The following is a 13,627-nucleotide window of genomic DNA, read 5'->3' on the forward strand; positions in this document are numbered from 1 at the left end:
CAGATAGACTGCGCAGTTGCCGAGCTTGCGCGACAATGAACAAAGCTTGTGGCAGGCTTGCCAGTTAGCATTGTTTTACGAATAACGTGTCGCTCGACTTTTTGAATCATATGCAGTTATCTACCGGTTCTCATTGTGTTATCAATCTCAAAGCTCACTTGATCTTCGTAGTAGCTTACAGACGAAAAGTTATTTCATCAACGATCTTGGAAAGACTCAAAGAAATTTTTGCTGACTTGTGTCTACGGGATCAAGTCAGGCCTTTGGAGTGCTCGCAAGAAGAAGATCATGTTCATCTATTGATCTCTTACCCTCCGACAATTTGCTTTTCAAATCTGGTACGTAAACTAAAAACCATATCATCTCTGAAAATTTGTCAAGAATTCTTCAATCAGATTCGAAGGATGCTTTGGGGCAAACGCTTTTGGACAAAAAGTTACTGTGTGATTTGAGTTGGAGACGGAGCAACGACTGCCATTATTAGGAGATATATCAAAAAATCAAAGGCCGAATTAACATTCGGCCGGCCGCTATCCATCCCCGCGCTTACGCACGGGGAATTCCGCGGAATTCGTTAAAAAGCGGGCACTACAGCGCCGTTATATTTATCTTCGATAAACTTTTTAACTTCCGGCGAATGCAACGACTTCATCAGTGCTTCAATTGCCGGCCTCTTTTCATCTCCCGCGCGCACAGCGATCACGTTCGCATACGGAGAATCTTTGGATTCAATAGCGATCGCGTCCTTAGAAGGATTTAAATTCGCGCCGAGCGCAAAATTGGAATTGATCACCGCCGCATCCAAATCGTCCAAGGCGCGAGGCAGTGTCGCCGCTTCAACTTCTACGATTCGGATATTCTTAGGATTGTCAACGATATCAAGCGGAGTTCCGTTAACACCTACGCCCTCTTTCATCTTGATCAGTCCATTGCTAGCAAGCACCTGAAGGGCTCTTCCGCCGTTGGTCGGATCGTTGGGAATACCAACAGAAGCACGTTTTTTAAGATCCGCAAGATTCTTTACTTTTTTGGAGTAAACGCCCATCGGTTCGATATGAACGGAGCCTGCGGAGATTAATTTCAGACCGCGGTCTTTAGCAAAGGTTTCCAGATAAGGAAGATGCTGGAAGAAATTCGCATCGAGGTCTTTATCCGAGAGCGCAAGATTCGGCTGCACATAGTCAGAGAATTCCACGATTTTCAGATCTACGCCCTGTTTTGCCAGCATAGGCTGCACCACGTTAAGAATATCCGCGTGCGGAACAGGAGTAGCGCCTACTTTAAGTGTTTCAGCCGCCTGAGCCGCAGACAGACCGAAAATCAGAGAAAAGCCGCATGCGAGCAGGAAATTACGTTTTTTCATTTAAGTTCGCCGTTTAGAAAGAAGGAATTAAAGAACCTTTGAAGCGTTCGATAATAAACTGTTTCACCTCAGGTGTATGGAGCGCAGCGTCGAGGGTTTCAATTTCGGGGCGCTTTTCATCTCCGGTACGGATCGCAAGCATATTGGCGTAAGGAGAGTCTTTAGGCTCCAGAAGCAGAGAATCTTTAAGCGGATTCAGTCCCGCAGGCAGCGCGTAGGTCTGGTTAATAACGGCGGCTCTGACGTCGTCGAGTGTTCTAGGCAGCGTTGCGGCTTCCACTTCAATGATTTTGAGCTTCAGCGGATTTTCAACGATATCGTCAACAGTGGCCATATGACCGACACCGGGTTTCAGTTTAAGCAGTCCAGCGCCTGCAAGAAGCTGAAGGGCGCGTCCGCCGTTTGTCGGGTCATTGGGGATTGTGAGGCGATCGCCTTTTTTGATTTCTTTAACGTCTTTAATCTTTTTAGAGTAAAGCGCGATCGGGGCGATATAGATGCCGGGCAGCGCAGTCAGTTTCAGTCCTCTATCCTGGCAGAATTTTTCCATGAACGGTTTGTGCTGAAAGAGGTTTGCATCAATTTCTTTATCGGCCAGCGCTAAGTTGGGCTGAATGTAGTCTGTAAATTCAATGATCTTCAGGTCGATACCCTTTTTAGCCAATTCAGGCTTAACAAAGTTAAGGACGTCACCGGAAACCAAAGGTGAAGCACCAACTTTGAGGGTGACGGTATTGGCGGCAAAGGACGTGACCGCAAGTGATAAAGAAGAGACGGCAAGGAAACCTGCGAAGGCTCCTTTAATAAGACTGCGACGCTGCATAACAAATTCTCCAGAGATGAATGAATAATTGTTTCGATGATTACAACATTTAAAAATCTTATACGAAGGAAATTACGAATATATGAAGGCGGGAGAGAATTTTTACGAACTCATTTTTTAAAACTCATGTAAAATCACCCCGATTTTGAGATATTCAAATTTCGCCAAATTATTCAATTTGATCAGTCTGTTATTTATCTAATCATTAGACATCCGATAAAAATTTTAAAAGAGACTCGATAGAGACACAGTCAAAGCGCAAACCGCCTTATTTTTATTTAAAAAAGGTATTAATTAAAATATTAATCAAGATTTATAAAATAGACAACTAAAAGTTAAACATCAATAAACAAACTTCTAACAAATTTCAATACAGAAGTAAACAAAACAAATTTCGATATAGGCTTTAATTCTATAGAAAGAAAATTGAGGCAAGCTCTGCTCCGATAGGGTAGAGAACACAAATCAATTGATAATAATAAGAATAGAAATTCATTATGAATCAACTTATTTATTTAAATTTAAATTTATTTAATTTACGTCTTCAAAATTTATCTAATTTTATTTTGAAGGCATCGGTCAATGATTTAGAAATTCAACACTTCAAGAGCCTTTTCCAGAGAGACTGTCAAAAAGCTACTGTACAAATTATTTATACAGTTATTTATACAGTACGAGATGCTGTATGAAATTTCAATACTTAAAGGAAACTTATAACTAGCTGAATATATGTAATTTAATTTCTTAACAATCGCTGTCAGCAAAAATAGTAAATTTTAAAGTTCATTCTTGAGAAACATTCTAACGGTTTGAAATAACAGTATATATCTGGACATATTTATATCGTCGATTTAAGTGTTTATACTTGGATGAATGTATATAACTAACTGAATATGAAAGAAAAAAAAGATTCCATGCAAATTCACAATGCGTTGTGAATAACTATTTTGTGATATCCTCAGCCGCCTTTCTGTCATAATCTTCTGGCTGCTATTTGCTGTCTCAATCGTCTTAACTGCTCACTCTTCTGCTTCGTTTAGGTTTTATTTTAAATCGTGACAATGGGTTTAAAAAATTTCAAATACATAAATAATAAGAAATTCATAATAAATATTCAGAGAAGCTAACTAAGTTATTTTGATTCTTTATTCAAATTAAAATAAATAGTGATTAAATAAATTATCTGTATAGTTTTAATATTAAAATGAAAATAATTATTTAAACTATTTTTAATTTTTCTTTTATCTGTTTATTCTTTCTCTTCTAATGTTAATATCTATAAAACATTGATGATTGTTAATTAATATACAATCAATTAAATCTGTTTCAGGCCCCACTTCCCTCTTTTGAAACCAAAAAATCTTGTAGTGCTAATTTTTCTGACTTTTGAATTGTGCTTTTATGAGTATTTTCTTTGACATCATGTAAAGTCTGATCATTCGATGATTTCATCAGGAGGATAAAATCTGCTTCCTTTTTAATTTTGTTTTTTGGATTAAAAAAATTGCACCGGTGTATCCGGAGGATATCTTTGTCGAAGATGAATTTAAAAATCTGACGCCGAGCAGCGGAGAAAAAAACGGCTGGATTTGGGGTAGAATCCGTGCGGACAAAAAAAACCTTCTTCGGCTCTCTCTTTCCGAAGAAGGCTTAAGTGTTCAATATGCTTTCTCTCTTCGCATATCTAACAACCAATCAGGAGATATCCGTCAGCCAAGATTGACTGACGGGTATATTCTGCGCCTATTATTTCCATTCAACAATGACAAATTTTGTCATATATTATTGCCTAAAAAGGCAATTTACATTTATACTCAATAATTAATCCTTAAAATAACTTCGAAAAACAATTAACTATACGATTTCTAATTGTTCTACATGCCTATTGAGTTACTTACAATTGGCAACACTAATCATCCGTAAGTATGATGTTTTTACAAAATTATGAGTACAGTTTCCGATCTTGACACCTGGCGATTATTCTTCAAAGTGGTGGCCAAAGGCTCAATTGCTAAGGTTGCCGAAGAAATGCGTATTGAACCCTCTTCTATTTCAAGACGTCTCAATAAACTTGAAAGCGAACTCGGCACCGACCTCTTCCAACGCCGCGGCAAGCATTTAGTGCTGACTGCTGCAGGTTCCCTGGCCTTCTCTCGTATGCGGCGCGTCGTATTCGATGCAGCGTCCGTCTTCAAAGACCTTCAGGACGTTCATCACAACGAACAGAAACATATCACGATCGTCGCACCGATCGGTTTCAGCGAGGAAATCATCTCGCAGGCGCTCGGCGAGTATATCGATATGGACAGCACCGTGTCGTTTTCTTTACGCTCATTAGGATACTTAGAGCTCATCTCGCCGGATTCTTTCTCAAACTTTGATGTTGTGATCACTCCGGTCCAGGTCAATATCTCTACACGAGACTCCAAACTGATCTGCGGACTGGAGAACCTTTTAGTCGCGACACCGGAGTACTTAGCAGCCCAGAAATACCCTATCCGCAGTCCGCGCGATTTGCGTGAGCACCACACGTTCTCCTACTATTCCCAGGGCCGGGAAATGAATTTCTTTCTGCGCAAAGGAAGCGAGAGCTTTCCGCTGCATAAACACTCGGTTGTGCGCTTTAATCATCCGGGAGCGGTTAAAAATATTGTTCTTGCCTCAAAAGGTATCGGCCTGTACTGCCCAAAGTACTTCTATATTAAAGAACTGTTGAAAGGCAAGGTTGTTCCGGTTCTTTCAGACTGGACTCTGCCCCTGCAGCCGATCTATCTCAGCCGCAAGGATCGAAACAGAATAGAAGTTGAACGCTTTGTAAACTGGTTCTGCGATTTTATTCAGGACCTTCCCGGCCTTGTTCCTCCGGACTACGAAGGATATTGGGTCAGTGACTCTAACGATACGACAGTTGTATGACGGATGCGAATTATCAGTTTGTTTTATTGGGACAGGCTGAACCTTTTGAACCTTATCTCAGCGGTGAGATTCGTAAAAACGGCTCCCTATTATTAATAAGCGAGCAGGATATTCCTCGTTCGGACAGCTCCCTTCTAGCTGCGTTTCTGACGGTTAGAAAGCCTTCTGTTGTTTTCTTTGCGCCGGAAACCAAACGCGCACAAGTTAAGTACACGACATCTGTTTATGAAGCAATATCTCACGCCCTGCAGGACACTGACTCTCTTCTCGTGAGCTGGCACGACACGAAAACGCCTTTCCCTTTAAATGAGAATTGTCACTGCCTGACGTTTGAGCTGCCTCAGCTGCTTATCAGCCCGGATAACAGAAACTTTGTGACGGACTGGATAGAGATCTTTCTTAATAGAAAACGCGTCGTTGTAAAAGAAGACGACTATGTCGACCTTATTGACAGCCGCCTGTTGAGTTTAATGTCGATAAAAGCCGCTCTTAAAGCGCTTTCCAACCCGGCTCTGTGCGGCAGCTGCAGGATCAGCGCCAACGGCACTCCGCTTAGGTCGGAAGTCATCGAGTACATTCGCGCATTGCTCTCAAAAATTCTTCCCGACCGCCCTCTCGCCAAGGTTCAGTATCAGCAGTTACAAACATCGCATCCGGCAGAGGAGCCCGAGAATTTAGCGTTTCAGGAGACTTTTGAAGTGATTCTTCCGAAATGGCACAGCTGCGTCGAGGAAACGACAGCTGCTTATTTAGCGCATCACAAGCTGATATAAAAAAAGACCTCGCCGATTAAGGCGAGGAACTTAGTCGGACGCCCCAATCGGAGCGTCCGCTTACCACAGAACTACAAATTAGCCAATCTTCTTGCCCATCACATTCTGGCCGGCAACCCAACCGGATGTGTGTGCAAAACCGCAGGCGTTGCCGCCGCAGTAGAAGGCGCCGTGAACACCGGCAACTGTTTCACCGGCAGCGTAGAAGTTGTTGACCGGTTTCATATCCCAGCCGAGAACCTGCATGTCTTCGTTAACACGAACACCGCCGCAGGAGAGGTTGTTCCACGGCTCCATGCGAATCATGTACCAAGGACCGCGGCCAAGTTTCCACTGCTGGTCTGTACGGCCGAACTGTGTATCGTTCTTGCTTTCAACAGCCTTGTTCCAAACGTCAAGCTGTTTCTTGAGACCGTCAGCATTGACACCGGACTTCTGGCAGAGTTCGTCGATAGTGTCGCACTTCCAGAGGTTCTTGCCGGCTTTGAATTCGGCTTCAACTCTTTCAGCAGGCCAGCTCGGCAGACCAATCAGAGCACCGAGTTTGATCTTCTGCAGTGTACGATCCCAACCGTCCTGGTCGGTAAGGACATAGTGGCAGCCTTCGGGCTGGAATGCCAGATGCGGTGTCACATGGCAGATACCTTCTTTTTCTGTAATGAAGCGCTGACCGTTCTTGTTAACCAGGATACCGCCGTTATTGGTGATGAACCACCAGCGGCAGTACGGGCCATTGCGGCCGTTCACAACGATACCGCAGGGGTAGGAAGCGATGTACTGCATGTGAGACAGAGGAACACCGACGTCACGAACAGCAACCATCATGGCTGTACCGTCATTCTTCGGTCCGCCGATAGCAACGCCCTTGCCTGCAACGCTCGGAACCCAGCGGTCAAGAGATTCAGGAGTACCGGTGATACCGCCGGTTGCCATAATAACGCCCTTGTTCGCCTTAACGTTCTTGGCCTTGTCGCCTTCGCCAACCTGAACGCCGACAACGGTGTTGGTAGCCGGGTCAAAGTAGAACTTGGTGACGCCCATGCCGTGGTTGATCTTCAGACCGCGTTTGTCGAGCTGTTTAACCAGAACTTCGATGTAGTCACGGCCCTTGAAAGAGTCCTGACGGTGTGCGCGAAGCTGAGAATGGCCGGCATACGGTTCAAGATGATGTTTGGCAAGACCTGCGTCTTCAAGGAAGTCGAATGCTTTGCCGGAATGTTTTGCAAAGCAGTAAACCGGTTCTTTCAGGCTCATGTAGTTGCCATAAGCCATGATGTCTTCAGCGAACTGCTGCCAGGAGTCTTTTTTGCCTTCCGGATCAGCGTTCTGCATGCGAGAGCCCCAAGCTGTGAAGAGGCCGCCGCAGAGGTTTGTAGCTGTATGGAAAGGAGACTGACCTGCGTCGTAAATAGCGACTTTACCACCGGCGTCATGAGCCTGGCAGGCAGCCATCATACCGGCACCGCCGCAGCCGAGAACGACTACGTCAACGGTGTCATCCCATTTGGCGGGAAGATTGCCGGCAGAAGTGGAAGCTGCCATAGCGGGAGCGGAAACAGCAGCGGCAGAAGCAGCAGCGGCTGTGCCGAGGAAAGAACGGCGAGAAAATTTAGTCATTTCTTATTCTCCTTTCATTTTGATGTTGAAACTGTGGCAATCATTGCATTCAAAATGAGGTTTGCCTTTAACGCTGTGGCAGTTGGTGCAGTTCTGTTCACCGCGGTGGTTGCTGTGAGGATTGGGTTCCATCTTAGCTGTCTTCTGAGCGACGGCCGCATAAGACTGATGGCACATCAGACAGTCTTTTGTCTGAGCATTGTCAGGAAGCTGAGCGTGCATCGGGCTGTTTTTGAGCTGGGCCTGAGCACTCATGCTGAACGCGGCTGCACAAAGCAGAGTCGCTGCAAAACTAAGAATAGTTTTAACTTTCATAAGTAGTTCTCCGTGGTAGAGGTGAGTCGATTCAATTAACTAAACTTGAATCGTTAAGCGAAATTTAAGCTATCCCTAAAAAAGCGACTACAGACTTAAGTAGATCGGTAAAAACCTGAATATATATTGTTTATTAAATTATGATCAATTTAATTAAGATTTATTTTTTATTAAACTTCCATAAATTCAGTATGTAAATAAATAAACGGAAATAAAACTATTAATATCACCCTATATAAAAATTAAAAAATAAACCGATCGTATTTGTCTTGGAAATTCACAAGAATTGGGAATTCTAAGATACGACCGGTCGGCTTAATTAATTAAAAAGCTTATTTTCTCTTGGAGAAAAGGGTTCCCGCATAGAGGACGGCAGCGCCTAAAATAGACTTCAGGAACGCGCCGATTACGAACGGAAGGAATCCAACGGCAATCGCCTTCTCTGCACCGATGGTGAAGGAGAGCCAAAGTGCACCGCCTGCTACAATCAGAATGTTGACGGCGCTCTGAGCAAAGAAAGAAGCAATGAAGCGCTTTCCGGTAAAGCCGCGCTGCGCTAAGAAGCCGGCTAAAGCGGCTGCAAACGGGAATACGACAAGGTAACCCGCCGTCGGGCCGAAGAAAGCGGCCGGACCGCAGAGGGGCGTCGCAAACACCGGTAAACCGGCAAAGCCAAGCAGTAAATAGCTCAGAACTGCTGAGAAACCCAGTCTGGCACCCAAAACCGCACCGATCAGCGCGACACCAAACGTCTGCATCGTCAGGGGAACAGGACCGATTGAAAAAGAAATCTTTGAGCAGGCAATTAAAAGAGCCACGGCGGCTGCAAGCTTCGCCGCAGTGAGACGATGCTGAGCGTTGAATGATAGGGTAAAGTTTTTCACTGAGTATCTCCTATGTGAGGTTGTTTACTTCACGGATTTTAGAAAATTTGTCACGGATTATCGCCTCTCATGCTACAGAATTGCTTTGTTACAAACTGACGATTTTTGAGGTGAATTTCGTTCATGCATCTCTTTATATTTGATTGAAGAATCTATGGGGAGGACGGTTTCTAATACCGTTAAAAATAATGCAAATCACCTATTCCGGCTTCACGCGTACGAATGAGCGTTTCTACAGCACCGGCGAGGAAATCGCCAATGCCGTATCCCATGGTTTAGCGTTTGTTGCCGCGATTGTGGGATTGGTTTTTCTTGTGATCTACAGCGCCCGTCACGGGAACGCGTTATCTATCACAACATTTTCTATTTTCGGCGCCTCGCTGATTCTGCTTTATCTCGCAAGTACGCTCTATCATGCGATTCCCAACGTCGAGGCAAAGCGAAAACTGCAGATTGCGGACCATTCCGCGATATTTCTGCTGATCGCCGGAACCTATACTCCGTTTATGCTGAATCTGATGCCCGATTGGCTGGGCATCACCATCTGCGCGCTCAATTGGCTGGTCGCAATATTCGGGATAGCCTTCCAGCCGTGGCTCATCAAAAAAAGCGACAAACTCAATACTTTTTTGTATCTATTCCAAGGCTGGCTGGTGCTTCTGGCGTTCAAACCGGTCATCGAGGCGCTTCCGACACAGGGTATCGCGCTGCTCGTTACCGGAGGTCTGCTCTATTCTTTCGGCACAATTTTCTACAACTGGCAGAAACTTCCCTACCATCATGCAATTTGGCACTTATTTGTGCTCGGCGGCAGCATTACACACTATTTTGCCGTGATGTATACGATTTAGAGCTCAAGGACAGTTCCGCAGCCCGCCCAATCCACGTCAGTAAAGCGAGCGGCAAGAGCCGAAGCCGCTTTAAAGCTCGTGCAGTGATTGGGACGCCAGCGACAGACTTTATACTGAGACAGTTTGTCAAGCCATTCGTCATAGTGTTCCGGCGAAACGCTGCATAAATGCGTACCGCCGACAATCGTGTCAAACTCTTCAATTCCAAAGAGCGTCTTTGCTCGCTCCAGAATATTTGGAAGTCCCGCGTGCGCGCACCCGAGCAGAAGAGACCAGCCGTTTTCCGTCAGGACCGCCATCGAGAGGTCGTCCTCAAAACCGTCCGGAACGATAGAACCTTGTCCGTCAACTTCCCAAAGATTACGACAGCAGACAAAATGCGGATTTCGCTCGTTTTTTGGTACCGTAAACGCATACACATCCGCAAGCACCGTTTCATAATCTTTTACCAGACAGTGTTTAGGCAGTGTACGGATATCGAATCCGCCGTTTCTTCTCTTTGCGTCCGCATCGCCTCTGCGTTCGGTCTGTATTCCGTCTCCTGCATAAACAACGGCTTCCTTGGCTCGATATACCAGATCCAGGATGCCGGATACATGATCATAGTGGCTGTGCGAGAGAACAATCGCCTTCAGCGCGCTCACGGAAAGGTTTAAGCAGCGGAGATTGTGTTCAAGAACATGACCCGGACCGCCGGTATCTAAAAGAATTTCACCTGATTCGCTCTGAAGGTGTGCACAGTACCCCCATTCCGCAAGAAGACCGGATTTACAGCAAAGATTATCGACGACGACTGTGAGCTTCATAATTGAAAAAACTGCTGATGTTCAACAACATTCAGCAGTTTAGCGATAATTTGGCCGCGTAGGCTTTTTACTCGACGCTTTCTTTTAATCTATTTAATTTTGCGACGGAGGCGCTTTTTGGATGGAGTGTTCCATGACCGGAACGAAGGAGGAAGAACCAGCCGACAAGCATAATCAGAAGACCGGCTACGATAACAGAATTACTATCAGCTCCAACTACAGCGACAATGTAACCTAATGCGATAAGTGCAACGGACAGCATCATGTGTCTGACCGTCTTTCTTTCTAACTTTGTAAACACAATAATCTCGAAGAGTTTCGACACTAAGCATTGTACGTGAAACCCAGTAATCACGCCAATTTTTACGCGTTCAACTTACTGTTTTTTAGACTTTTTTTGTAAAAACAGCCGTTCTAACACCTTGAATATCAGCAGGTTTCATAGGTTTCATTAGTGATTTCCCGAATTAGTAGCATATTTAGTAATTTTTTAGGTTTTTAAGGCATTGAACTTCCAAATATGGGTATGTTTCATCATCCGAAAAATATCCGATTCGTCAGCGGTGTAAAAACCCTTTGTTCCACTGTATCCAAATTTAAAAAGCCCTGAGCACGCATCATAAATTCACGTACTGTAGATTTCTCGGAATGTTCGGACAGTTGATCCAGGATTTCTTCCGGGCTGAGGAGCGATTTATTCTCGCCGATCAGACGGTTTTTCAGCAGCTGAATCGGGCAGTAAATTTCGTCATCTCTGGTTTTAAGCACCCAAAGAGCCAAAGAAAGCGCCAATCGGAGATCCGTGAACGAAATCTCAATAATTAGTCGGCAAAGTCGAATCATGAATGACTCGGGTTCAAATTCACAGTGGGCGAGTGCTCGGGTAAGTTCCGGAATACTGTCCTCTCCAGCTCTTCCGGAAGATCCCAGATATGCGGCCGCGATCTCTTCTCTAGCGTGTCCGAGATTCTCGGAGAGATCTCTTAACGGTTCACCGGAAGAGATTAAGGCACTAAAACTGTTGGCGAAGCTGTGACGAAACTGGTAGGCGGAGCCGTCGAAGGAATCTTTGCTGAGCTCGAGCTCTTTACTCATCAACCTCTGCTGTCGAGCGGCTGCCCGGTGGATGGTCATATCCGGCCAGCAAAGCGCATCAATGTTCATTTCCTCGGCAAGACTCATCATGACATTGATGAATTTAACCTGAGAAGGATTGGAAGCCTCAATTCTTCTAGGGCGCCCTCCTTTTGATCCGCTTGCGGTCTGGATCTTTATGTACGGATAAGCGAGATCTCCTCCGAGCACAACACATTTACTGAGTACGAGTCCGACGGACTCTTTCGGGCGCAGTCCGAAGAATGCCATAAAGCTTAACTGAAAGCCGAGGCGCACGTCGATCTGAAAAGCGCGGACGATCGACTGCTCGACTTTATCAATGCTGAGCGCGTTCGCTCGTGACGAAGGCATCTTGAGTTCTTTCGGGCGATAACCGGAGCGCGCTATGAGGTCCTGATAACTTGGAACGACACCGGGTTTTGCAATCCATCGACAGAAAAAGCTTAGGAAGCTTCGAAGGTTTTTGATTCTGAGTTTGATATTTTCTTCGCCGCATCCTTCTGAGGCTAACTCATGGATTTTCCAACTGAAATAATCCTGAACATGTTTGCTTTTCAAGTCTCTCGGGTCAATGCGAAATTTAGGACAGACATAACCGAAAAATTCCATGAGAAACCGGTACCGACTCTTGGAGGTTTCGAACGACGCGCATTTCATTTTGGCTGCGTGGAAGTGGTTGTAATTTGCGCACAGCTCATTGACCACGAATCGCCATTTATGGCTGTGCCGCTCCACTCCGACCAAACACATACAGTTTCTGCGGGGAAAAATAGAATTGGTCCTTCGAACCGGTTTAACTGCGTCTTTTCTTCGGTTCAAATGAAATGAATTTTCTGCTTCGGACATTATCGATATAAAAATATTAGCGGGCGCGAACCCGCTGAAAGTTTATAAATTAAGAATCATTCGTCTTCCGGCCTACGCTAAGCGAAGCGGCCGGTATTATCCGAAGTGCGGCAGTCACACGGGAGACGGTTAAGGCATTACGCCCAAGCATGTTCCGTGTGAAGCCATTAAGCGACATACACGGACACAGTGCTTTCCGATCCGATAAAACGAGCTCGGTCTCGTTCTAGAGAGGCGGATCGATGCTCCGACATAAGGAGCCTTTCAAAAAAATGCTGAGGCGATTTTACCTAACCTCAGCATAAAAATAGCTAACTCTAATGAATTATTACAAGTTTTTCTTGTAGAACTCTACGATCTTCTTCCAGGGAATGACACCTGCTTTGTTGTCATAAAGATCAACATGACTTGCGCCCGGGATAATCAGGAGCTCTTTATTGTCTCCTTTTAAGCGTGCGTAAGCGTCTTTAGAGAAGTAAACAGAGTGGGCTTTTTCTCCGTGGATGATCAGCACGGGTGTTTTGATTTCTGACGCGTATGTCATAAGCGGCATGTTTATAAACGAAATCGGCATTGTTGTGTTCCAGCCCTTAGTGGAATTCACGCTCCTCGGATGGAATCCTCTGGGAGTCTTGTAGTAGTCAAAGTAGTCTTTGACAAATTTCGGTTCTTCACCGGTAAGTTTATCGGGCAGACCCTGAGTTCTCTGATAGCTGCCTGCCGCATAGTCCTTAGTACGCTGAGCACTGATGGCAGCACGTTTCTCGTTTCTGTCCTTAGCGGTGTTCTCCGCGTCAAAATAACCGTTCGCATTCACTCGGCTCATGTCATACATTGTAGATGTGACTGTTGCTTTGATTCGCGGGTCAGCGGCGGCAGCGTTGATTGCCATACCGCCGAAGCCGCAGATGCCGAGGATACCGATTTTTTCCGGGTCTACATCCTTTCTGTTTGAAAGATAGTCCACTGCGGCATTAAAGTCTTCGGTATTGAGATCCGGAGAGGCAATATAACGGGGCTCGCCCCCGCTCTCACCGGTAAATGACGGGTCAAAGGCAAGCGTAATGAAGCCGTTTTCTGCCAACGTCTGGGCATAAAGTCCGGAGCTCTGCTCTTTTACCGCGCCAAACGGACCGCTGACCGCGATAGCCGGAAGCCTGCCGGAAGCATTTTTAGGAATGTACAGATCAGCTGCGAGCGTTACACCGTAGCGGTTGTGGAATGTGACTTTGGAGTGATCCACTTTATCGCTTTGTTTAAAAACCTTATCCCATTTGGTATCTAACTTTAAATTTTCCATTTGTACCTCTCTGTTCC

General features: G+C 45.3%; 13 protein-coding genes. 4 read left to right on the forward strand and 9 right to left on the reverse strand.

Annotation, left to right across the window (positions count from 1 at the left end; all coding sequences use genetic code 11):
- Positions 1-110: 110 nt before the first annotated feature.
- Positions 111-452 carry an IS200/IS605 family transposase gene (tnpA, locus tag E5987_RS13500; RefSeq protein WP_160335860.1) on the forward strand — a complete coding sequence of 114 codons (342 nt, stop codon included), beginning with the start codon at positions 111-113 and terminating at the stop codon, positions 450-452.
- 122 nt (positions 453-574) lie between these two features.
- Here the strand turns inward: tnpA and E5987_RS09545 are convergent, their stop codons facing one another.
- Together E5987_RS09545 and E5987_RS09550 are read right to left on the reverse strand one after the other, a co-directional pair.
- The gene (locus E5987_RS09545) at positions 575-1,363 is read right to left on the reverse strand and encodes a MetQ/NlpA family ABC transporter substrate-binding protein (protein WP_160335861.1); all 789 of its coding nucleotides are present in this window, start codon (positions 1,361-1,363) and stop codon (positions 575-577) included.
- Positions 1,364-1,376: 13 nt separating this feature from the next.
- On the reverse strand, positions 1,377-2,186 hold the full coding sequence (locus tag E5987_RS09550) for a MetQ/NlpA family ABC transporter substrate-binding protein (protein WP_160335862.1): 810 nt from the start codon (positions 2,184-2,186) through the stop codon (positions 1,377-1,379).
- Positions 2,187-4,130: 1,944 nt separating this feature from the next.
- Here E5987_RS09550 and E5987_RS09555 point away from each other — a divergent pair.
- Both E5987_RS09555 and E5987_RS09560 read left to right on the forward strand, forming a co-directional pair.
- Positions 4,131-5,102, forward strand: a complete 972-nt coding sequence (locus E5987_RS09555; RefSeq protein WP_160335863.1) for a LysR family transcriptional regulator — start codon at positions 4,131-4,133, stop codon at positions 5,100-5,102.
- Positions 5,099-5,875, forward strand: a complete 777-nt coding sequence (locus E5987_RS09560; RefSeq protein WP_160335864.1) for a Rossmann-fold NAD(P)-binding domain-containing protein — start codon at positions 5,099-5,101, stop codon at positions 5,873-5,875. Before E5987_RS09555 ends, E5987_RS09560 begins: the two co-directional genes overlap by 4 nt.
- 78 nt (positions 5,876-5,953) lie before the next feature.
- Here the strand turns inward: E5987_RS09560 and E5987_RS09565 are convergent, their stop codons facing one another.
- The 3 genes from E5987_RS09565 to E5987_RS09575 all read right to left on the reverse strand — a co-directional run bounded on the left by E5987_RS09565 (position 5,954) and on the right by E5987_RS09575 (position 8,691).
- A complete protein-coding gene (locus E5987_RS09565) occupies positions 5,954-7,492 on the reverse strand; it encodes an FAD-dependent oxidoreductase (RefSeq protein WP_160335865.1) in 1,539 nt (512 codons plus the stop codon).
- A gap of 3 nt (positions 7,493-7,495) precedes the next feature.
- A complete protein-coding gene (locus E5987_RS09570; RefSeq protein ID WP_160335866.1) occupies positions 7,496-7,807 on the reverse strand; it encodes a cytochrome c3 family protein in 312 nt (103 codons plus the stop codon).
- A gap of 332 nt (positions 7,808-8,139) precedes the next feature.
- Positions 8,140-8,691, reverse strand: coding sequence for a biotin transporter BioY (locus tag E5987_RS09575; RefSeq protein ID WP_288319257.1), 552 nt, complete (start codon positions 8,689-8,691; stop codon positions 8,140-8,142).
- Between the two features lie 188 nt (positions 8,692-8,879).
- Here E5987_RS09575 and trhA point away from each other — a divergent pair, with 188 nt between their 5' ends.
- Positions 8,880-9,542 (forward strand): PAQR family membrane homeostasis protein TrhA, encoded by a 663-nt coding sequence (trhA, locus tag E5987_RS09580; RefSeq protein WP_160335867.1) that lies wholly within the window; start codon positions 8,880-8,882, stop codon positions 9,540-9,542.
- Here the strand turns inward: trhA and E5987_RS09585 are convergent.
- The 4 genes from E5987_RS09585 to E5987_RS09600 all read right to left on the reverse strand — a co-directional run bounded on the left by E5987_RS09585 (position 9,539) and on the right by E5987_RS09600 (position 13,610).
- On the reverse strand, positions 9,539-10,348 hold the full coding sequence (locus E5987_RS09585; protein WP_160335868.1) for an MBL fold metallo-hydrolase: 810 nt from the start codon (positions 10,346-10,348) through the stop codon (positions 9,539-9,541). The genes trhA and E5987_RS09585 overlap by 4 nt on opposite strands.
- 67 nt (positions 10,349-10,415) lie before the next feature.
- A complete protein-coding gene (locus tag E5987_RS09590; protein WP_160335869.1) occupies positions 10,416-10,649 on the reverse strand; it encodes a hypothetical protein in 234 nt (77 codons plus the stop codon).
- A gap of 233 nt (positions 10,650-10,882) precedes the next feature.
- Positions 10,883-12,214 (reverse strand): site-specific integrase, encoded by a 1,332-nt coding sequence (locus E5987_RS09595; RefSeq protein WP_160335870.1) that lies wholly within the window; start codon positions 12,212-12,214, stop codon positions 10,883-10,885.
- A gap of 424 nt (positions 12,215-12,638) precedes the next feature.
- A complete protein-coding gene (locus E5987_RS09600) occupies positions 12,639-13,610 on the reverse strand; it encodes an alpha/beta hydrolase (RefSeq protein WP_237178791.1) in 972 nt (323 codons plus the stop codon).
- Positions 13,611-13,627 lie beyond the last annotated feature (17 nt).

The sequence above is a fragment of the Parasutterella muris genome (assembly GCF_009767915.1).
Lineage (GTDB): Bacteria > Pseudomonadota > Gammaproteobacteria > Burkholderiales > Burkholderiaceae_F > Parasutterella > Parasutterella muris.

What these genes read in the sequence shown, in the direction of transcription:
- E5987_RS09570 (WP_160335866.1), bottom strand. Translation starts at nt 7,807, where the DNA reads ATGAAAGTTAAAACTATTCTTAGTTTTGCAGCGACTCTGCTTTGTGCA.
- E5987_RS09555 (WP_160335863.1), top strand. Translation starts at nt 4,131, where the DNA reads ATGAGTACAGTTTCCGATCTTGACACCTGGCGATTATTCTTCAAAGTG.
- E5987_RS09595 (WP_160335870.1), bottom strand. Translation starts at nt 12,214, where the DNA reads ATGTGTTTGGTCGGAGTGGAGCGGCACAGCCATAAATGGCGATTCGTG.
- E5987_RS09600 (WP_237178791.1), bottom strand. Translation starts at nt 13,610, where the DNA reads ATGGAAAATTTAAAGTTAGATACCAAATGGGATAAGGTTTTTAAACAA.
- E5987_RS09565 (WP_160335865.1), bottom strand. Translation starts at nt 7,492, where the DNA reads ATGACTAAATTTTCTCGCCGTTCTTTCCTCGGCACAGCCGCTGCTGCT.
- E5987_RS09545 (WP_160335861.1), bottom strand. Translation starts at nt 1,363, where the DNA reads ATGAAAAAACGTAATTTCCTGCTCGCATGCGGCTTTTCTCTGATTTTC.
- tnpA (WP_160335860.1), top strand. Translation starts at nt 111, where the DNA reads ATGCAGTTATCTACCGGTTCTCATTGTGTTATCAATCTCAAAGCTCAC.
- E5987_RS09550 (WP_160335862.1), bottom strand. Translation starts at nt 2,186, where the DNA reads ATGCAGCGTCGCAGTCTTATTAAAGGAGCCTTCGCAGGTTTCCTTGCC.
- trhA (WP_160335867.1), top strand. Translation starts at nt 8,880, where the DNA reads ATGCAAATCACCTATTCCGGCTTCACGCGTACGAATGAGCGTTTCTAC.
- E5987_RS09560 (WP_160335864.1), top strand. Translation starts at nt 5,099, where the DNA reads ATGACGGATGCGAATTATCAGTTTGTTTTATTGGGACAGGCTGAACCT.
- E5987_RS09585 (WP_160335868.1), bottom strand. Translation starts at nt 10,348, where the DNA reads ATGAAGCTCACAGTCGTCGTCGATAATCTTTGCTGTAAATCCGGTCTT.